This is a genomic window from Micromonospora sp. BL1 (assembly GCF_003667485.1).
In the GTDB taxonomy this organism is placed as follows: domain Bacteria; phylum Actinomycetota; class Actinomycetes; order Mycobacteriales; family Micromonosporaceae; genus Micromonospora; species Micromonospora tulbaghiae.
Map to the genome: position 1 here is coordinate 1 of NZ_RCVK01000187.1, position 20,497 is coordinate 20,497.

The 20,497-nt window shown below is 71.7% G+C and carries 11 protein-coding genes and 1 pseudogene; 8 read left to right on the forward strand and 4 right to left on the reverse strand.

From position 1 onward, the window contains the following. The 6 genes and pseudogenes from EAD96_RS08070 to EAD96_RS08095 form a co-directional block, all read left to right on the forward strand. Positions 1 to 461 (forward strand): annotated as a pseudogene (locus EAD96_RS08070) (1-acyl-sn-glycerol-3-phosphate acyltransferase); the annotation flags it as partial. Positions 462 to 517: 56 nt separating this feature from the next. Continuing rightward, entirely contained in the window at positions 518 to 838 is a 321-nt protein-coding gene (gene cutA, locus EAD96_RS08075; protein ID WP_104114519.1) for a divalent-cation tolerance protein CutA, read from the forward strand. Between the two features lie 47 nt (positions 839 to 885). Next, on the forward strand, positions 886 to 4,302 hold the full coding sequence (locus EAD96_RS08080; protein WP_121683798.1) for an SCO7613 C-terminal domain-containing membrane protein: 3,417 nt from the start codon (positions 886 to 888) through the stop codon (positions 4,300 to 4,302). Positions 4,303 to 4,573: 271 nt separating this feature from the next. Continuing rightward, positions 4,574 to 12,814, forward strand: coding sequence for a DNRLRE domain-containing protein (locus EAD96_RS08085; protein ID WP_158614780.1), 8,241 nt, complete (start codon positions 4,574 to 4,576; stop codon positions 12,812 to 12,814). Further along, the gene (locus EAD96_RS08090; protein ID WP_233585535.1) at positions 12,811 to 13,161 is read left to right on the forward strand and encodes a hypothetical protein; all 351 of its coding nucleotides are present in this window, start codon (positions 12,811 to 12,813) and stop codon (positions 13,159 to 13,161) included. Before EAD96_RS08085 ends, EAD96_RS08090 begins: the two co-directional genes overlap by 4 nt. 152 nt (positions 13,162 to 13,313) lie before the next feature. Then, positions 13,314 to 13,688 (forward strand): hypothetical protein, encoded by a 375-nt coding sequence (locus EAD96_RS08095; protein WP_233585537.1) that lies wholly within the window; start codon positions 13,314 to 13,316, stop codon positions 13,686 to 13,688. A gap of 99 nt (positions 13,689 to 13,787) precedes the next feature. Here the strand turns inward: EAD96_RS08095 and EAD96_RS08100 are convergent, their stop codons facing one another. Continuing rightward, entirely contained in the window at positions 13,788 to 14,567 is a 780-nt protein-coding gene (locus EAD96_RS08100; protein WP_120573308.1) for an SDR family NAD(P)-dependent oxidoreductase, read from the reverse strand. Positions 14,568 to 14,855: 288 nt separating this feature from the next. Here EAD96_RS08100 and EAD96_RS08105 point away from each other — a divergent pair, with 288 nt between their 5' ends. Continuing rightward, a complete protein-coding gene (locus tag EAD96_RS08105; protein ID WP_121683826.1) occupies positions 14,856 to 15,911 on the forward strand; it encodes an acyl-CoA desaturase in 1,056 nt (351 codons plus the stop codon). A gap of 51 nt (positions 15,912 to 15,962) precedes the next feature. Here the strand turns inward: EAD96_RS08105 and EAD96_RS08110 are convergent, their stop codons facing one another. After that, positions 15,963 to 16,727 carry a hypothetical protein gene (locus EAD96_RS08110; protein ID WP_121683800.1) on the reverse strand — a complete coding sequence of 255 codons (765 nt, stop codon included), beginning with the start codon at positions 16,725 to 16,727 and terminating at the stop codon, positions 15,963 to 15,965. Positions 16,728 to 16,954: 227 nt separating this feature from the next. Here EAD96_RS08110 and EAD96_RS08115 point away from each other — a divergent pair, with 227 nt between their 5' ends. Beyond that, a complete protein-coding gene (locus tag EAD96_RS08115; protein WP_121683827.1) occupies positions 16,955 to 18,103 on the forward strand; it encodes an FHA domain-containing protein in 1,149 nt (382 codons plus the stop codon). A 78-nt stretch (positions 18,104 to 18,181) separates the two neighbouring features. Here EAD96_RS08115 and rocD read toward each other — a convergent pair whose 3' ends face one another. Beyond that, positions 18,182 to 19,396, reverse strand: coding sequence for an ornithine--oxo-acid transaminase (gene rocD, locus EAD96_RS08120; protein WP_199733096.1), 1,215 nt, complete (start codon positions 19,394 to 19,396; stop codon positions 18,182 to 18,184). Next, entirely contained in the window at positions 19,396 to 20,211 is an 816-nt protein-coding gene (ddaH, locus tag EAD96_RS08125; protein WP_199733097.1) for a dimethylargininase, read from the reverse strand. The genes rocD and ddaH overlap by 1 nt, the downstream gene beginning before the upstream one ends. Between the last annotated feature and the right edge of the window lie 286 nt (positions 20,212 to 20,497).

Consider the following 20,497-nt stretch of genomic DNA (forward strand, 5'->3'; position numbering starts at 1 on the left):
GGCGGGGGTCGGTGGTGCGGCAGATCGCGCACCTGGCCACCGGCCTGGACGACGACGACGCCTTCGTGATCTTCCCGGAGGGCGGCAACTTCACCCCGTCGCGGCGGCTGCGCGCGATCGACCGGCTGCGGTCGCTCGGCCTGGAACGGATGGCGCGGCGGGCCGAGCGGATGCAGCACGTGCTCGCCCCGCAGCCGGGCGGGCTGCTCGCCGCGCTCGACGCCGCGCCGGACGCCGGGGTGATCTTCGTGGCGCACACCGGCCTGGACCAGATGCTCACCGTCGCGGACGTGTGGCGCGAGCTGCCGATGGACAAGCGGATCGTGATGCGGTTCTGGTCGGTGCCGCCGGAGGAGGTCCCGGCCGGCGAGCAGGAACGCATCGACTGGCTGTTCGACTGGTGGGCCCGCATCGACACCTGGATCGCGGCCAACCGCAACGGCGCGGCCGACGACGCCTGAGCGGAATCGCCGCGCGTGTTCAGCGCGGTGCCAGGTCCGCCGCGTAGGGTGCGCTGGTGGACCAGATCTGCGTGGTGACGACTGTGGTGGACGCCCGCGGGGTGGCGGACGTGCTGGCGGCCGCGGCCGTCGCCGGCCGGCTCGCGGCCTGCGCCCAGGTCGGCGGCCCGGTGGACAGCACCTACTGGTGGCAGTCGGCGATCCAGACCACCGCCGAGTGGCAGGTACGGTTCAAGACCGCACCGGACCGGGTCGACGCCCTGGTCGACCAGCTCCGGGCCAACCACCCGTACGAGGTGCCGGAGATCCTGGTCAGCCGGGAGGACAGCGGCAACCCCGCGTACACGACCTGGGTACACGAGCAGACCCGGCCCTAGGTACTCCTACTCTGTCCGTCCGCCCCGCCGCTGACGAAGCTGGCGGGGTGGAGAACACCGGCTACCCCTGCCCCGGTTGCGGCGCCCCGGCCGACCTCGTCGCCGGATGCCGCACCTGCGGCCGTCCGCCCTACCCGCCCGCCGCCGAGGTGGTCCGGCTGGACCGGGAGATCACCGAGCTGGCGCCGCGCGTCGAGGCGGCCCGGCTCGCGTACCAGGATCTGTCCGGCCGGCTGGTCACGGCCCGGCAGCGGCGGGCGGCGCTGGCCACCCGGATCCGCCAGGAGATCCCCGCGCCGCGCGCCGCCGGTCCCGCGCCGCTGCCGGCACCGACGCCGCCGCGTCCGGTTCCGGTTCCACCCACCCCCGCGGTACGCCCCGGCGGTGCGGAGACCTCCACCCGCGCGGTCCAGGGCCTGCTGTTCGTCCTCGGTGGACTGCTGCTCGGCACCGCCGCCGTGGTGTTCACCGCCGTCGCGTGGGCCACGTTCGGGGTGGCCGGCCGGGCGCTGATCCTGCTGGCCGTCACCGCGCTCGCCCTGGTCGCGCCGCTCGTCGCCCGGGCGCGCGGGCTGCGCGGCACCGCCGAGACGCTCGCCTCGGTGGCGCTGCTCCTGGTGGTCCTGGACGGGTACGCCGCCTGGTCGGTGGACCTGTTCGGGGTGACCGGCCTGCCCGGCAGCCGGTACGCGGCGCTGGTGACGGCCGTCGGTGCGGCGGTGGGGGCCGGGTACGCCCTGGTCAGCCGCCTCACCGCGCCCTGGTTCGCGGCGTGGCTGCTCGCGCAGCCGGTGCTGCCGCTGGCCGCTGCGGCGTTCCGGCCGACTGCCGCCGGCTGGGCGCTGGTGCTGACCGCCGTGGCGCTCGGCGACCTCGCGGTGGTGGTCGCGCTGCGCCGCCGTACCTCCGGCACGCGCGCGGCGCTGGTGGCCGGGCGGGTGCTGGGCTGGACCGGGCACGGCGTGGCGCTGGTCCTGGCGGCCGGCTGCGCGCTGGTGCCGCTGGCGCTCGGCCGCGCGGCGGGCACCCCATTGCTGGCCGGCGGTCCGCTGCTGGTGGTGGCGCTGGCAGTGGTCGCCGGCGCGCTCGCCGCCGGTGGCCGCCTCTGGCGCGCGACGGCCGGCGGGCTGCTGGCGCCGGTGCTCGCGGTCGCGTTGGTCCGGCCGGTCGGCGAGCTGCGTCCCGGTCTGCTGCTGCTCGCCGCCGGCGTGGTGGTGGCGGTGCTCGCCGGTGCGGTCCGGGCACTGCCGGAGCCGGTCCGGACCGGCCCGCTCGTGGGCGCGCTCGCGGTGGCCGCCGCGCTGGGCCAGGTCGCGGTCGTGCTCACCGGCGTGGTCGGCGCGGCCACCGCGAGTGCCGGCTTCCCGGCCTGGCAGGGCGGCCGGGACGTGCCGGTGCCGTCCTGGAGCTGGCAGCTTCCGGTGGCCCTGCTGCTGACCGCCGGGGCGGTCGCGCTGCTGACGCCCCGGGCCGTCCGGCCGCTCGCCGGCGTGGCGGCCGCCGGGCTGGTCGCCCTCGCGGTGCCGGCCGTGACGGCGACGCCGTGGCCGCTGGTGCTGGTCGTGGACCTCGCGGCGGCCACCGCGCTGCTGCTGGCGGCGGTGGTCCGGCCGCGCGGGGGACGGGTCGTCGTGCCGGCCGCGGCGTCGGCCGGGGCGGTGCTGCTCGGGCACGCGCTGCTGGTCGGCTGCGCCGCCCCGGCCGGTGCCGTCGCCGTGCTCGCCGTCACGGTGGTGCTCGGCGCGGCGCTCGCCACGCTGGGCCGGCGCGGACAGGACGCGCAGCCGGTCGTCGGCGGCGTCGCGCTCGCGGTGGCGTTGCTCGCCGTACCGGCGGGCGTGGCGGTCGCGCTGCTCGGCCTCGGCGCGCCGGCCTGGTGGCAGCTGCGCGGTGCGACCGCCGCCGTCGTGGTGCCGGTGGTCGTCGTCCTCGCCGTCCGTCGCCCGTGGACCGACCTGAGCGGGTACGCCTCGACGGGGCTCGCCGTGGCGCTCGCCGGGGTCGGCCTCGGGCCGCTCGTCGCGCCGGGCGGGGAACCGGTGGCGCTGTACGCCGCGGTGGGGGTGCTGCTGGCGCTCGCCGCCGGTGCCGGCTCCCGGCCGGCGGCCGCGCCGCGCGCGGTGGGTGCCGCGCTTGCCGGACTGGCTCTGCTGGCCGGCGCGTGGACCGCGCTGCTGGTGCTCGCGAACCTGCCGGTGCGGCCCGGGGCCGGGGTGCCCGCCGCCGCGACGGCGTCCGCCGAGACCGCCCGCGCCGGGCTGGTGCTGCTGCTCCTGGGTGCCGCCGCCGGGACGTACGCCGCGACGGATCGCCGCGTCGCGTGGTGGCTCGCCGCGTCGCCGTTCGGCGCGGTGGCGCTGCCCGTGCTGGCGGAGGCGGCCGGGGCGCCGTGGCCGGTGGTGCCGGCTGTGGCGTTCGGGATCGGGCTGGCCGCCCTGCTGGCCGCCGCGCTCACCGGTGCGCACCGGGCGGTGCTCGTGCCGCTGGGCGTGGTGCTGGCCGTTCCCGGGTTCGGCGGCCTGCTCGCCACCCGCGCCGCGACGCTCGCCGCGCTCGGTGTGCTGGTGGTGGCCGGTGCGGTGACCGGGGTGGCCGGACGGCCGGCCGTGGTCCGGATCGTGGGGTGGCTGGGCGCCGTCACGGCGGCGACCGGGTTCGCTGTCGTCGCGTCGCTCACGGCCGGGCAGCCGCTGCGTACCGGAGCCTTCGCGGTCCTCGCCGTTGCGGCCGTGACGCTGCACGCGGCGCCACTGCTGCGCGTGGTCCGGTCGGGCGGCCCGGACGGCGCCGGCGCAGGGCGGGCCGGCGCGTGGGCGCTGGAGGCGTCGGCGCAGGCCGTGGCGCTGCTCGCGCTGCTGCTCGCGGGCGGCTCGTTGCGGCACGCGGCGGCGGTCTGCGTGCTGTGGGGCGTGGCCGTCGCGGTCCGGGTGCTGCGCCGGGGCGAGTCGCCGGCCGGGCGTCGCGCGCTGGCGGCGGTGGCCGCGGGCAGCGAGCTGGTCGGCGGCTGGCTGGTGCTCGCCGCGCGCGGGGTGGTCGTGCTGGAGGCGTACACGCTGCCGGCGGCGGCGCTCGCCCTGGGCGCCGGGGTGCTGGCGCTGCGGCACCGGCCCGGGCTGACCAGCTGGCTGGCGCTCGGCCCCGGGCTCGGCGCGGCGTTGCTGCCGAGCCTGGTGTCGGTGCTGGTCCTCGGTGAGCCGCAGCCGTGGCGGCGGCTGGCGCTCGGCGCGGCGGCAGTGGCAGTGGTGTTCGCCGGGGCGGCCCGGCGCTGGCAGGCGCCGGTGGTGCTGGGTGCGGCCACGCTGGTGCCGCTGGCGCTGCACGAGCTGGCCCGGGGCTGGGACCTGCTGCCGCGCTGGATCTTCCTGGGCCTCGGCGGGCTGCTGCTGATCGGGTTGGCCGCCACCTACGAGCGGCGCCGGCGCGACGTGGTCCGGCTGCGCGACGCCGTCGCCCGGCTCGGTTGAGCCGACCGGCGAAGCCCTCTCACCCACTGTGGTGAGAGGGCTTCGTTGCGCCAAAATTGATCGACGGCAATTATTGCTCCGCAACATCGAAGGTTGTTAGATTCCTTCCGGCACCCACGGGGGGCGCTGAACCGACTCGCTCACAGAGCTTGGTCGCGGTGTCGGCACACGCATGCGCGTGCGCGGATTCTCCTTCGCGGCAGTACGAACGGCACGTCACGTGCCGGGATTCGTCACGCCCTTTTCGCGCGCTCCGCATGGAGGACAACGCATGCGTCAACGTCATGCCCGCCGTCTGCTCGCGGCGGTGATCGGTGCCGTCCTGGTCGTTTCCGGCGCCCCGGCACAGGCCCGGCCGCCGAGCCAGGTGAAGCCGGAACCGCGCCCCGGCACGGTGCTCCGCCCGCCCGCGGTGAAGGGCCGGGACCTGCCGGCGACCCCACCTGGCCCGGGCAAGGTGCTGCCGGCGGTGGCCCGGCCGGTGCCCGCCGCCCCGTTACCCGCGCCCCGGCGGGTCCGCGAACTCACGGACCGTCGTACCGCCACCGGCAAGGTCTTCCGACTCGCCGACGGCCGGACGCAGGCCGAGGTCAGCCGCGAGCCGGTGCACTACCGGGACGGGAACGGCCGCTGGCAGGACATCCGGCCCACGATCGCGGCCGGCACCACGGCGGGATATCCGTACGCCGCCACCCGCAACGCGTTCGTCACCCGGTTCGGTGACCGCAGCGACCGGGTGCTGTCCTACTCCACCGGCACGCACGGACTGACGCTCGGGCTCGCCGGGGACCGGCGTGAGCTGCGGCCGACCGCGAGCGGTACGCGGGTCAGCTACCGGGGTGCGGTCGGCGGCGCCGACCTCGTTTACGAGGTGACCCGCTCGGCGGTCAAGGAACAGATCGTGCTGGCGGCTCCGCCGAGGGGACCGGCGACGTACTCGTTCACCCTGGACACGCAGAAGGTGCGGCCGGTCGCGCACGCCGACGGCTCGGTGTCGTTCTACGCGACCGACCGCGAGGGTCCGCCGCTGTTCACGATGCCGCGGCCGTACATGTACGACAGCGCCGACGACCCGGGCTCGGTGGTCGGCAAGCGGGTCAGCTACCAGGTCACGCAGCGCATCGAGCAGCAGGGCGGCCGCACCGTGGTGACGGTGAGCGCCGACGGTGCCTGGCTGCGCAGCCCGGACCGGAAGTACCCGGTGGTCATCGACCCGACCATCAAGATCCAGCCGACGCTCGGCCAAGCGCAGGACGTCATGCTCGCCTCCGGCGGCCCGGCAGAGAACTTCGACAGCACCTGGCGGCTGTCCGCCGGTGCCTCCAGCGGCGGCACCTTCCGGTCGTTGACGAAGTTCGACCTGTCGAAGGTCCCGGCGAACACGGTGCTGGACTCGGCGCAGCTCGAGATGTACTTCGACCAGACCCACGGCGGCGCCGACGACTACTCGATGGCGTTCGAGGCGCGCCGGGTGACGGCGGCGTGGAACGAGAGCACCGCGACGTGGGACAGCATGGGCGGCAAGTTCGCCGAGGTGGGCGAGAACCGCGAGCAGATCGACGAGGCGGACGCCGCGAAGGTCAGCGCGAGCGGTGAGTGGGCCGGAGCCACCGGCACCGACCGCACCCAGGCGCTCAACGGCGCCTACCGCTACAACGCCGACGCCACCACGGGACAGACGTTCACCTGGGTGCCCCGGCTCACCGAGACCGGCCAGTACGAGGTGTTCGTGCACTACGTGCCGGGCAGCAACCGGGCGACGAACGCGCCGTACACCGTCCACTACGACGGCGGGTCGGTGGTGAAGACGGTCAACCAGACCACCGGCTCCGGCAACGGCGCGTGGGTGTCGATCGGCTCGTACGCGTTCAAGGCCGGCACCACCCACAAGGTGGTCCTCGGCGACGTGGCCGGCAAGACGGTGGTGGCCGACGGGGTGCGCTTCGTCAAGCGCGCCGAGGTGACGAAGCCGGCGCACCAGACGAACGCCTGGCACAGCTACAGCGTCCGCTCGATCGTGCAGGGCTGGCTGGGGGACCCCGCGACCAACCACGGCTTCATGGTCAAGGGCAAGGACGAGTCGAACAAGAACGGCGGCCCGCGCTACGAGTCCGGCGACTTCTCCTACGGCGGTGAGGACGACCACGGCCCGAAGCTGGTGCTCACCTGGGGGCGTCCCGGGGTGGCCCTGAACCCGGTCACCACGGTGCGGGCGACGGGCGCCGACCTGTCCTGGTCGACCTACGCCGACCCGTCCTCGTCGCCCGACGACGACCTGCTCGAATACCAGGTGCACGCCAGCCGGACGCAGAACTTCATGCCGAGCGCGGCCACGCTCGTCGCGCCGGTACGGCCGGGTCGCACCAGCTACGCCGACACGCACGCGACGCCGACCCCGGCGAACTCGTCCGGCCAGTTCGGTGACGCCTACTTCTACATGGTCGCGGCCCGGCTGCGTGACGGCACGGTGCTACCGGCGCAGACCCAGATGGTCCGGCTCCCCAAGGCCGGCCAGGTGATCAAGTTCTTCACCGGCGCCGACGACAACACGCTGACCAGCGCCAAGCCCAACAACAACTGGGACACGCTGGATGCCGGCGGCGAACTTCAGGTCGGCAACAAGGGCTCGATCTACGGCACCAGCCGCGCCGTGCTGAAGTTCCCCAACGTCACGGGCCTGCCCGCCAAGACCAAGGTGATCAACGCCCAGGTCGGGCTCTGGGGCTGGTACAGCGAGGGTACGGGCGTCGGCCAGCAGCAGTTCCAGCTACGCGGGCTGACCCGCGACTTCAGCGAGACCACCTCGACGTGGAACAGCGCCCAGACCGGCACCGCCTGGACCACGCCGGGCGGTGACGCCGAGTCGACGGTCCGGTCCACGGTCGGCTCCCTGAACGGGGATCCGGGATGGACGAACTGGGAGGCCGGGCCGCTGGTGCAACGCTGGATTGACGACGCCGCCACGAACAAGGGCGTCCTGATCCGGCAGGCCGACGAGGCCGGCGCGGAGCAGCGGATGCTGTTCCTCTCCGCCGAGGCGGCCGAGCCGTCGCTGCGTCCCCGGCTCCGGGTCATCTTCACCGCGCCGACCAGCGACCGCACCTACTACGCGCCGACCACCCCGGGACGGATGGTCCCGGGCGACCAGTACCTGGTGCCGGTCACCGTCACGAACACCACGTCGGCGGTGTGGTCGCCGTCGGACTGGGTGCTGTCGTACCGGTGGACCCGGCAGGACGGCACCGCGGTGAGCGCGGACCCGATCGAGACCCCGCTGCCGTCCGCGCAGGCGCCCGGTGGCGTGGTTACCGTCACCGGCACGGTGAAGGCGCCGATGTCCGGCAGCGACGGTGACCGCCGGGAGCCGTACGTGCTGAAGTGGGAGCTGCGGAACAAGACCACGAACCAGTGGTTGTCGCAGACCGCCCAGATCGACCCCCTGGACCAGTCGGTGGCCGTGGAGGACCCGACCTCCGACCAGCTCGGGCTGGAGAAGTTCTACCAGTACACAGGCGGCAGTGCCGGATCCGGCGCCTCGCTGATGGTCAACCAGTTCTCCGGCAACGCGGTCGTCGGCTACAACCCGCTGTCCAACCCGAGCCGCGGGGTGTCGACCTTCGTGCGGCTGACCTACAACAGTCAGGACACGTCCACCTCGTCGACGGGGCAGGGCTGGTCGCTGTCGACGTCGAGCACGGTCCGGCTCGGTTCGCCGCTGCAGTTCCGCGGCGGCGACGTGACCTGGCCGCAGCAGGTGGCGATGACCGACGGGGACGGCACCACCCATCTGTTCAACCTCGACAAGCACAGCAGCGGCAATCCGGCCGACTGGCGGTACGTGCAGCCCGCCGGGGTCCACCTCTACCTGCAACGCACCAACAGCGGTGACACCAGCCAGGCGTGGACGATGACCCGGCCGGACCGCAGCCAGTTCGTCTTCGACGAGCAGGGCTACCAGAGCGCCGTACGGGACCGAAACGGCAACCAGCTCCTGTTCACCTACGAACGGATGCAGGTCGGCAACCGCAACACCGCGGTCCTGCGCTACCTGACCGACCCGGACAATCGGCGGACGCTGAGCCTGGACTACTACGCCGCCGGTGACAGCTACACCGCGTTCGTCAACGGCACGAAGCAGTCACTGACGAACCTGCAGAACGCGCGCATCATCGATCAGGTCAAGTCGATCACGGACGTCAGCGGGCGGACCCTGTCCTTCGTGTACAGCGACGGCGGTCTGCTGCGGGAGGTGACGGACGGCTCCGGCACGGCCGAGGCCAAGGTGTTCGGCTTCGCGTACGACGAGTCGCAGGGCCCGCAGAACGCTCGCCTGAACCGGATCACCGACCCGCGTGCCGCCAGCACGAAGGTCGCCTACAACGATGCCGGCGACGCCTTCCTCCAAGGCAAGGTGGCCACCGTCACCGATCGGCTGAACAAGACCACCTACGTCGACTACCAGGACCCGGACGGCGGCGCCAGCAACGCGGTGATCACCACGGTGACCGACGCCAAGGGGCGGGCCACCGAGAGCATGATCGACGGCTTCGGGCGGGCCACCCGGATCACCAACGCCAAGAACCAGGCGACCATCCTCGGTTGGGACGCCGACAACAACGTCACCCGGCTGGAGGAGGCCGGCGGCGCGGTCAGCACATGGCGGTTCGACCAGGTGACCGGCTACCCGCTGGAGATCAAGGATCCGGAGGCCAACAAAAACAACACCGCCGGTCTGCGGATGGACTACCGGTACGGGCTGTCCGGGCACACCGCCGAGCTGACCGACAAGTACTCGCCCGAGGGCCGGCACTGGAACTTCGGCTACGACGCGGTCGGCAACCTCACCTCGGTGACCGATCCGAAGGGCACCGCCACGGCGACCGCCGGTGACTACACGTCGAGCTACACGTACGACGCGGCCGGGCGGATGACCACGGCGACGGACGCCAACGACCACGTCACCCGCTACGCCGACTACGACCCGGTCGGCTACCCGAAAACGATTACCGACGCGCTGACCAAGGTCACGACGTACACCTATTCGTCGGTCGGCAGCGTGCTCACCGTCACCGACCCGAACCAGCGCACCGCGACCTACACGTACGACAGCCTTGCTCGGCCGCTGACCCAGCGGGTACCGAAGGACGCAGCGAGCGGCGTCTACATCACCACCCCGGCGCCGGTCTACGACAAGAACGACAACGTCACCCAGCAGACCACGCCCACCGGGGCGGTGACCACCGCCGTCTACGACGCGCTGGACCGGCCGAGCACTGTCACCACTCCGAAGGACACGGCGACCGCCGACGCGCCGACCACCAAGTACGAGTACGACCAGGTCGGCAACGTCATCAAGGTGACCGAGCCGAAGGGCATGCTGACTCCGGCCGACATCACGGACTACACGACCGTCTACGTCTACGACGAGCTGAACCGGCCGACCGAGGCCACCGACGCGCTCACCGGCCGGGTCAGCATCGAGTACGACCTGGCCGGCAACGTCAGGCAGCAGACCGACCAGCGTAAGAACGCGACCCCGCAGACCAACGACTGGACCGCCCAGTTCCTCTACGACCTCAACCACCGGATCAAGACGACCGTCGACGCCAAGGGCAACACCACAGGCGTCGAGTACGACCGGGACGGCAACCCGACCGTCTCGATCGACCAGGACGGCAACCGGGCGTTGATGACGTACGACGAGCGGTCGGCGCTGACCGAGGAGAAGGTGCCGTACCAGTCGGTCAACGGCGCGATCACCCATCGCACCACCAAGTACGAGTACGACGAGGTCGGCAACCTCACCCGGCAGGTCAGCCCGCGGGGGGTGGACACCACCGACGACCCCGACGACTTCGCGACCGTCACGCTCTACGACGCGTTGAACCGGGTCCGTGAGGTGCAGCAGCCGTACGACCGGGACGACGTGCGGTTCACCACGCCGCCGGTCACCACGTACAGCTACGACGCGGTGGGCAACCTCGAGCGCATCTCCGCCCCACCGTCGAACGGGCAGTCGACCCGCAACGACACCGTGCAGACGTTCTTCGACAACGGCTGGATCCGCACCTCGAAGGACGTCGGCTGGAACATCACCACCAGCTACGGCTATGACGACAACGGTGCACAGACGTCGCGGTCGGTCGCCGGTGCCAGCGGCACGCCGCGCCAGATGAGCTGGACGTACTTCCCCGACGGCAAGAAGAAGAGCCAGACCGACAACGGCGCCGGCTCCGGCACACCCAGTAAGAACTTCGCCTACGAGTACGACGTCAACGCCAACCTCGTCAAGATGCTGGACACCAGCACCGGGGCTGCCGTCGACAACTACGCCGTGTCCTACGACCCGCTCAACCGCGTCGCCAGCGTGGAGGAGAAGAACGGTACGACGGTCAAGAACACCACGACGTTCGCGTACGAACCGAACGACCTGCTCAAGAAGCGCACCCACGACACGCAGATCTCGGAGTACACGTACGAGGCCGAACGGGACCTGGCCACCGAGATCAAGAACATGACGTCGCCGACCGACCCGAAGCCCAAGCACACCCGCTACAGCTATACCAAGCGCGGGCAGACGGCGACGGAGACCAAGGGCAACGGCAACGTCGTCACGACCGACTACTTCCTCAACGGCTCGATGCAGAGCCAGGTGGAGAAGAAGTCCGGCGGCGCGGTGGTCAACCAGCACACCTACGAGTACACGGCCAACGGGCAGAAGTCGAAGGACGTGTCGCACAAGCAGAACGCGGACAACCGCACCGCGTACCTCGACACCACGAGCACCTTCGCCTACGACCCGCAGGACCGCATCCGGTCGGTGACCAAGACCGGCAGCGGCGCCGGCACCGAGAGCTACGTGCACGACGCCAACAGCAACGTGGTCACCCAGACCGTCGGAGGGATCCCCACCGAGTTCACCTACGACAAGAACCGGCTGACGACGGCCAAGGACACCGCCAGCGGCATCTCGGCGAGCTACGCCTACGACCCGTACGGCCGGCTCAAGACGGTCACCGCGGCCGGCACCACCGTGGAGAGCTACACCTACGACGGCTTCGACCACGTCGTCAGCAACACCAAGAACCCGGGCGGCAAGACCACCACCTACACGTACGACCCGCTGGACCGGCAGACGACCCGCACCTACGGCGGCAAGACGACCACGTACGCGTACCTCGGGCTGACCGGTGACATCTCCGCCGAGCTGGAGGGCACCAAGGTAGTCAAGTCCTACCAGCGGGGCCCGGGCGGCGATCTGCTGTCCCAGGTCAAGACCAACACCGACAACACCCAGGAGGACTCGTACGCCGGTTACGACGGGTCCTCCGACATCGGGCAGATCACCGACGACAAGGGCGACGGCCGGGCCACCTACGGCTACACCGCGTACGGCAAGAACGACGCCGGTCAGTTCACCGGAGTGGACAAGCCGGACGCGGGCAACCCGGAGAACCCGGACAAGGTGCCTTACAACTCCTACCGATTCCAGTCCAAGCGGTTCGACCAGTCCACGGGCGACTACGACATGGGCTTCCGCGACTACGACCCGGGGATCAACCAGTTCCTGTCCCGGGACTCGTACAACGGCGCGCTGGACGACCTGGGGCTGGCCGTCGATCCGTACACCGGCAACCGGTACGCGTTCGCCGGCGGCAACCCGATCAGCAATGTGGAGCTGGACGGTCACAACTGGCTCTCGGATGCCGCCGACGAGGTCGGTGACTTCGTCAAGGACGCCGCCTCGGCGATCAGCTCGGACGTCAAGGGGGCTGCCGAGACCATCGCGCAGGTCGGTTACGACACCGCGGTCGGCGGCAACCCGCTGGTCGACAAGGACACCAGCGAGGCGGCCAAGAGCCGTGGCAAGGCCCGCGGCGACGCCGCGAAGAAGACGTTCAGCAACCCGGGCCAGGCCGTCCAGGACTGGGCGGACGGGCTGACCAACGACGTGAAGTCGGGGCATCCCGGCAGGGCGGCCGGTCACCTGCTGTTCGACGCCTTCAGCATCGCGGCCGGCGGTCGTGGGGCCGGCGGGGCCAAGGGCGCCGGGGGAGCGGGCGCGAGCGACGTGGCCAAGGGTGGTGCACGTACCGGAGGAGCCGACGCGGGGAAAGCCGGCACGAGTTCACGGGGAGCGAGCGGGCCCCAGGTCGGCCCGTACACGTCAAAGGGATCCGGCCCGGACCTTCGGCGATCCGCCATGGTCGGTAATGACCAGTGGCACTTCAATACCGGCCACGGGTTCAACCGTGCGCACACCGGCCCGGGGGGAGTGAAGAACGACCTTCGGACAACGACCTTGACGCCCGACCAGATCGAGTCCGCTATCGTCGGGGACGTTTACAAGTTCAAGTCGGAGGGCGGTGCTGTGCCGAGGGCGGGGTCGCCAGGTTTCGCGGGGCCCCTGCAGCGGAATGTCGACGTAGGCGGGGCCAAGATCGGCTACCGGGTGTCCCAATCACCGGACGGCGCCTTCCGGGTAGCTACTTACTGGAACAATAGTTGGTGAGGGAAGAGATGGCGGTTCCCGATCTGATCGACATTGCCGAAAACTTGATCCGGGCTACTGATGATGCCGATGCTCAGCGTATGCCTGTCGCGGCGCGCGAGTACATCGAGCGGGTGACCTTTGCGACGAGTGACGAGATAATAGCGATGTTGCGGAAGGTGCTCGAGGACGACTGGATGGCGCTGGCCCCATGGGCTCGCAACTTGGCGTACCGTCTTGCTTGTCTCCAGAGACCGGACGATCCTCAGCTCTTGCGCGAGGCGGCGGCGGATCTACTCTCATTCGGCCCTGACTGGGACGAACACGCGGAGCGACTCAGGGCTCAGGCAGATGAAGTAACGAAATAGGGCTTTGTCGCGGCGGGGTGGTCTGTTTTCGGCAGGCCGTCCCGCCGCTTGCCCGCGCGGGCAAGCGGCGGCCGATCGACCGCGCTCGCCTGTCCTACGAACGCCCATATCCCTCTCATCGAAGGGCGAGGCCGGTGGCCGTGGAGCCAGCCATGAGTGAGGTCCGGTTCCCCGACTTGAGGAACGAGATGGTTCGGGCCGTCAAAGCCCTGGCAGACCCGGCTCATCAGTGGTCGGCATGGGTTCGAAGGGAACTGCCGCCCGGCGGATACGACGAGTTCACCCATCGCATCCACATTTTTTACGGCGACACGCAGGTCCTGGAGGATCCGGACGCAGCGATCGGCATATACCTGAGATCTCAGGAGGAAGCTGATGCACTGCGGGGATTGGCCCAGGCGCTCGATTCGCTCTTCCACGAGTGTGGCACCGAGCTTCCTGACGAGCCTATCTGCGGGCACCTGGTTGGCCGGCAGTGGTGGAGGCTGCGAACAGGGCGTTGTCCAGCTTCGACGGATAGCGCGTAGCAGGAGAGTTCGCGGTGGCTCGCGGGCCGGGTGGCGTCTGAACGAGACGCCACCCGGCGTCCGCGACCGGGAACCGGGCTCGGATGGCACCGGTGCGTCTCACCTGATCGGCGAACCACCGTCGACCGGGATGGTGTGGCCGTGGATGAAGGACGCGTCGTCGCTGGCGAGGAAGCAGACCGCCCGGGCGATCTCGTGCGGCTCGCCGTACCGGCCGGCGGGCGCCTGCATGGTCAGGTCGTAGAACGGGAAGTCGCTGGTGATCTCCGCGCCCTCGAAGGCGGCGGTCTTGATCACGCCGGGACCGATGCCGACCGCGCGGATGCCCTGGTGGCCGTAGTCGTAGGCGATCTGCTTGGTGAGCCCGATGACGCCGTGCTTGGCGGTGGTGTACTCCGCGCCGACCTCGCTGGCGACCACGCCGGACGCCGACGACACGTTGATCACGACACCCTTGCCGCGCTCCAGCATGTGCGGCAGCGTGGCCTTCGTGGCGAGGAAGACGCCCTTCAGGTCGACTTCCATGACGCGGTCCCACTGGTCGTTCTCGATCTCCAGCAGCGGCACGTACGCGCCGAACACGCCGGCGTTGTTCACCAGCACGTCGATGCGCCCGTACGCGTCGAGGGCGGCGCTCACCATGGCGCGTACCGAGTCCTCGTCGGTGACGTCGGCCGCCACCGCCACCGCGTCGCCGCCGGCTTCCCTGACGCGCGTGACTGTCGCCTCGGCGCGCTCCAGGGAGAGGTCGGAGACGACCACCTTCGCGCCCTCGGCGGCCAGTTCGACGCACATGGACATGCCGAGTCCGGAGCCGACCTGGTCCGGGCTGAAGCCGCCGCCCGTCACCAACACCACCTTGTCTGTCAATCCACGCACCGCGCTGTCTCCCGTCTGTCGATGTCCGTGCGCCCGGCACGGCTGACCGTTCGGATGAATGGCCCTCATCCTTACGTACAGATTAGCTGGTCAGAGGGGGTGCGCCCACCGGCGGCAGGGTTCGCGGCGATGTGACGAAGATCGTTTTCGCCGCTCCGGCCCGCAGGGGTAGGGACAGCACCACCCCGTAGCCGGGGGTCTGCGGGATTACCCACGGCGACGATCATCGCCAGAATCGGTGACGGAGAGTCGCGTGCGAGGGCGTGGCTCGTGGGCATCGGGGGCGACATGACTACATCCACGTCGACGGAACCCGCGGCCCGGCGGGGCAGCGACTACGCGCGGCTGTCCCGCCGGATCGCCGAGGCGGGGCTGTTCGAGCGACGACCCGGCCGCTACGCGCTGCGGATCGCGCTCACGCTCGGCGCGTTCGTGGCCGGCTGGGTCGTGGTGGCGCTCGTCGGCGACTCGTGGTGGCAGGTGCCGCTGGCGGTGGTGATGGCGGTGGCCACCACGCAGGTGGCGTTCCTCGGCCACGACGCCGGGCACCGGCAGATGTTCCGCCGGCGCGGGCCGAGCGAGGCGGCCGGACTGGTCGCCGGCAACCTGGCGGTCGGGCTCAGCTACGGCTGGTGGGTGGACAAGCACAATCGGCACCACGCCAACCCGAACCACACCGACGAGGATCCGGACGTCGGCGCGGGCGCGCTGGTCTGGACGTACGAGCAGGCCACGGCGACGCGTGGTCTGAGCCGGTGGATGGCCCGGCGCCAGGCGTGGCTGTTCTTCCCGCTGCTCCTGCTGGAAGGGCTGGCGCTGCACGTGGCGAGCGTGCAGGCACTGGTCGGCCGGGAGCCGGACGGACGGTGGCGGGTGCCGATGCGGCACCGGGCGGTGGAGGCGCTGCTGCTCGCCGCGCACGCCGCCGGCTACCTCGGTCTGCTGTTCGCGGTCATGTCCCCGGCCAAGGTGCTGCTGTTCGTCGCCGTGCACCAGGGGCTCTGGGGGCTCTACATGGGCTGCTCGTTCGCCCCGAACCACAAGGGCATGCCGATGCCCACCGCCGACGACGACGAGCTGGACTACCTGCGCAAGCAGGTGCTGACCTCGCGCAACGTCCGCGGCGGCCGGTTCGTCGACCTGGCGCTGGGCGGGCTCAACTACCAGATCGAGCACCACCTGTTCCCGAACATGCCGCGCGCCAACCTGCGCCGGGCCCGGCCGCTCGTCATGGCGTACTGCGCCGAGCAGGGCGTCCCGTACGCGGAGACCGGGCTGTTCGAGTCGTACCGGCAGGCTCTGGCGCACCTGCACGACGTGGGCCGGCCGCTGCGCGCGGCCTGAGCCGGGCGGGCCGGGCGGGGGCGAGTGGGGGCGCCTCCGCCCGGCGTCAGGTCAGGACCGGGTGCCCGAGAAGGCCGCGGCGACCGCCGCCGGCGCCTCCTCCGCCGCGCTGGGCGCGGGCGGGCTCAGCCGCACCGGCGTGCCGAACTCGGAGTAGGTGACCGACATCTGGCCGAGCGACGCGTCGATGGGCGTCATGTCCATCGTGAAGGTGCTGAGGTGCCCCTGCTCGTCCACCGTCGCGGTGAACGGCAGGGCCTTCGCCTTGTCGCCCGCCGCCATGAGCGCCTTCCCGTTGGCGCCGCTGCGCGTGTAGTCGAGCGTCCCGGCGTACGAGCGGTCGCCTGACCGGCGGACATCGACCACTGCCGCGAGCAGCTTCTTCACCCCGCCCGGGTCGTCCACCGGCATCACGCCGTTGCCGGTGTCCATACGCAGCCACTTCCGGGAACCGCCGAACTGCTCGCCCAGCTCGCCGTCGAACTTGACCCAGGTGTCGGCGCCGATGACCAGCATGCGCACCTCACCGAACGCGGCCATCGTCAGGGTGGTCTGCATGGTGCGGGCCCGCGGATCGGTCACACCGTGCGCGCTGAGCATGGCCGAGTCCAGCTTGACCCGCAGCGTCTGCTCGTTGAGCTTCTCGATGGCGGCGGTCAGTTCGTCACGCGGCGTCGTCGCGGGGCTCGCGGAGCCCGTAGCGGCGGCCCGTTCGGCTGGCGCGTCCGCTCCGGTCCGGTCGCCGCACCCGGTCAGACCGAGGCCGAGCACCGCGACGAGCGCGACCCCCGTGGTCGCCAGCCGTCGTTTCGTCATCAGTGATGTTCCTCCGCAAAAAGGGCCCCCACCGGGGCCGGACGATCAATGTAACGGCACCCGCCGGGTGGCGTGCGCCCCTTTTCCGGAGTGCGCCGCGAGGCCGCCGGCGGGGGTGGCCGGTAGGGTCGTCGCATGGTGGAGGGCGCGCCACGGTGGTGGCGCGCGGCGCGGCGGGCCGACCGGCCCCGGCCGCGTCACGGGACGACATCGTGCGGAGCTGCGGCATGAGATTCGAGATCAGCAAGGTGCTCGACGCCATCGAGGGTCGGGTCTGCACCGACCCGTCGCTGGCCCGGGCCGTGGTCGACCTGGCCGAGGTCATCCGCTGGCAGAACCTGGACGGCGGCCGTCCGGCCAGCCTGCTGCGGCTCGGCATGGTGATCGACGCGCTGTCCCGGCAGATCGGCGAGGACAGCGTCCCGGTCTACGCGATCGTGCACCGGGCGCTGCTGTCCGACGCCGACCTGACCTCCAACGAGCGGATGGTGGTGCGCCGGTGGGCCGACGACGGCCTGGTGGAGGTGCTCGACCAGCCCGGTGACCGGATGCTGGAGGTGGCCGACCTGCTCGGCCTTCCGGTGCTCACCCGGGCGCGGCTGGACGGGCTCGTCGGGCGGTACCCGTGGATCGGGCAGGCGGGCCGGGTGCTCGCCCCGGTGCCCGGCGCCGGCGGGCCGGTCTTCATCGCGCACGTCGGCGGCGGCCAGGACCCGGCCACCGGCAGCCGATCGCCGGCCGGGGTCAAGGTGCTCTCCCGGAAGTGGCGCTGCCCCGAGCCGGGCTGCGCGCTGTTCGGCGGCGGCGGCGGCGGCGGAGCGTTCGCCGACCTGGCCGCCGTGGACCGGGTGCCGGCCGAGCAGCCGCCGCCCACGTTGCGTACCGGCGCGCCGACCTGCCCCCGGCACGGCGCGCGGCTCTCCGACGCCGGCCCGCGCCCGCGTACCGCTGTGCTCGCCGTGCGCATCGGCGGGCTGGTCCGCAAGCGGTTCGCGCTCACCGAGACCGAGCCGGTGGCGGTCGGCCGGGCGCCGGACGGACCGGGCGGGGTGACGCTGGGCCAGTGGCTCAACGACGAGGCCCGGCGCTGGATCAGCCGCAGCCACATCCGCCTGGAGTTGCGGGTGGGCGAGGTGGTGGTCACCGACACCAGCACCAACGGCTCCGGCGTGCGCCCGGGTGGCTCGATGGCCGAACAGGAGCGGCTCGCGCTGGCGCCGCAGCAGTCCCGGGTGCTCGCCGAGGGGGACCTGATCGAGCTGTACCCGGGCGTGCAGGTGGGCCGCGCCGACGACATGAGCAGCGACGCGAAGTACGCCCCGAACTCGGTGATGGCCGAGGCGCCGACCATGGCGATGCGGCTGCCGCGTCCCTGACCGCACGTGCGAAGGCGCCGGGACCGTCGCGGTCCCGGCGCCTTCTCGCGTACGGAGTGAGCCTCGTCGCGTACGGCCTCAGCCGGCCAGCACGGCGGCGAGCTGCGCCACCGCGTGGTCGATCTCGTCGGCGGTGATCACCAGCGGCGGGGCGAGCCGGATGGTCGAGCCGTGCGTGTCCTTGGCGAGCACGCCCCGCTCCATCAGCCGCTCGCACGCCTGCCGGCCGGTCATCAGCGCCGGGTCGATGTCCAGCCCGGCCCACAGCCCGCGACCGCGTACCGCCACCAGGCCCTTGCCGATCAGGCCGCGCAGCCCGGCGTGCAGCCGCTCGCCCAGTTCGGCCGAACGGCGCTGGAACTCGCCGGTGGCGAGCAGCCGGACCACCTCGGTCGCGACCGCGCAGGCCAACGGGTTGCCGCCGAACGTCGAGCCGTGCTGACCCGGCTGGAGCACACCCAGCACGTCGCGGTTCGCGGCCACCGCCGACACCGGCACGATGCCGCCGCCGAGCGCCTTGCCCAGCAGGTACATGTCCGGCTCGACGCCCTCGTGCTCGCAGGCGAACGTCGCGCCGGTACGCCCCAGGCCCGACTGGATCTCGTCGGCGACGAACAGCACGTTGCGCTCGGTGCAGACCCGGCGCACGCCCGGCAGGTAGCCCTCCGGCGGCACCACGACGCCCTGCTCACCCTGGATCGGCTCCAGCAGCACGGCCACCGTGTTCTCGTCGATCGCCGCGGTGAGCGCGTCCAGGTCGCCGTAGGGGACCACTGTGAAACCCGGGGTGTACGGCCCGAAGTCGGCGCGCGCGTCCTCGTCGGTGGAGAAGCTGACGATCGTGGTCGTACGGCCGTGGAAGTTGCCCTCCGCCACCACGATGTTGGCCTGGCCCGGCGTGACGCCCTTGACCTGGTAGCCCCACTTGCGGGCGACCTTGATGCCGGTCTCGACCGCCTCGGCGCCGGTGTTCATCGGCAGCACCAGGTCCTTGCCGCACAGCGCGGCCAGCTCGCGGCAGAAGTCGGCGAACTGGTCGTGGATGAACGCGCGGCTGGTCAGCGTGAGCCGGTCGAGCTGCGCGTGCGCGGCCTCGATCAGCTTCGGGTGCCGGTGGCCGAAGTTCAGCGCCGAGTATCCCGCCAGGCAGTCCAGGTAGCGGCGGCCGTCCACGTCGGTCAGCCAGGCGCCCTCCGCCGACGAGATCACCACGGGCAGCGGGTGGTAGTTGTGCGCCGTGTGACGCTCCGCGTCCCGGACCGCGGACGGAGTCCGCAGCATGTCGTCGATGATCACTTGCTCGCCTTTCCCTGACGGAGTCGCAACGTGCAGCACTTCGGTCCGCCGCCGGCCTTGCGCAGCTCGGACAGGTCGATCCCGATGGTCTCGTAGCCCCGGTCGCGCAGCTTCGCGGCCAGGTCGGTGGCCTGCGCGGGCAGCACCACGTGCCGCCCGTCGCTCACCGCGTTCAGGCCCAGCACCTCGGCGTCGGCCATGGTGGCGTGGATCGCGTCCGGGAACAGCCGGCGCAGCACCGCCCGGCTGCCGGGGGAGAACGCCTCCGGCAGGTACGCCACGGTGCGCTCGTCGAGCACCGTCAGCGCGGTGTCCAGGTGGTAGAAGCGGGGGTCCACGAGCTGCATGGTGATCACCGGGTAGCCGAAGACCTCCTGGAGCTGCGCGTGCGACGCGTGCGCGGTGCGGAACCCGGTGCCGGCGAGCAGGTGGTCGCCGGCCAGCAGGACGTCGCCCTCGCCCTCGTTGACGTGCTTCGGGTCGTACATCTCGAAGCCGGCGCCCTCGAACCAGGCCCGGTACGCGGGCGCCTCGTCGGCGCGCTGCGGGTCGCGGAACTGCACCGCCATGGCCTTGCCGTCGATCACGGTGCCGCCGTTCGCGGCGAAGACCATGTCCGGCAGGCCGGCGACCGGCTCGATCAGGTCGACCTCGTGGCCCAGGTCGAGGTACGTGCGCCGAAGCTGCTCCCACTGCCGGACCGCCAGGTCGGCGTCGACCGGGGCGGTGGGGTCCATCCACGGGTTGATCGCGTAGTCGACGGCGAAGTACGTCGGCCGGCACATCAGAAAGCGCTGGCGGATGGCGTCCATCGTCATGTCGTGCTCCCAGTGTCGGGCGCGCCCGGCCACGGTCGGCCCACGGGCTGGCGCCGTGGTCCAACGTTATGCGGCCCGGGTAGACGACATCCACCGCGAGAAGTTGCGTTGAGCAGCGAATCGTTGCGTTGAATCGGTCAGCGGTGAGCGATCATTGCGTCGACGCCGGACACACTTCGGGGGCGGCGAACCGCCGCCCCCGAAAGAGGTGTTGCCCGGCCGGTGAACCACCGGAGCTGATCAGGCTGCCGACGCCCCGCGTCGGCGATCGGGACAGTGC

Bases quoted from the DNA above. Each gene is read 5' to 3' on its own strand.
- EAD96_RS08085 (WP_158614780.1), top strand. From the start codon at position 4,574: ATGCGTCAACGTCATGCCCGCCGTCTGCTCGCGGCGGTGATCGGTGCC.
- EAD96_RS08095 (WP_233585537.1), top strand. From the start codon at position 13,314: ATGAGTGAGGTCCGGTTCCCCGACTTGAGGAACGAGATGGTTCGGGCC.
- EAD96_RS08105 (WP_121683826.1), top strand. From the start codon at position 14,856: ATGACTACATCCACGTCGACGGAACCCGCGGCCCGGCGGGGCAGCGAC.
- EAD96_RS08110 (WP_121683800.1), bottom strand. From the start codon at position 16,727: ATGACGAAACGACGGCTGGCGACCACGGGGGTCGCGCTCGTCGCGGTG.
- EAD96_RS08115 (WP_121683827.1), top strand. From the start codon at position 16,955: ATGAGATTCGAGATCAGCAAGGTGCTCGACGCCATCGAGGGTCGGGTC.
- ddaH (WP_199733097.1), bottom strand. From the start codon at position 20,211: ATGGACGCCATCCGCCAGCGCTTTCTGATGTGCCGGCCGACGTACTTC.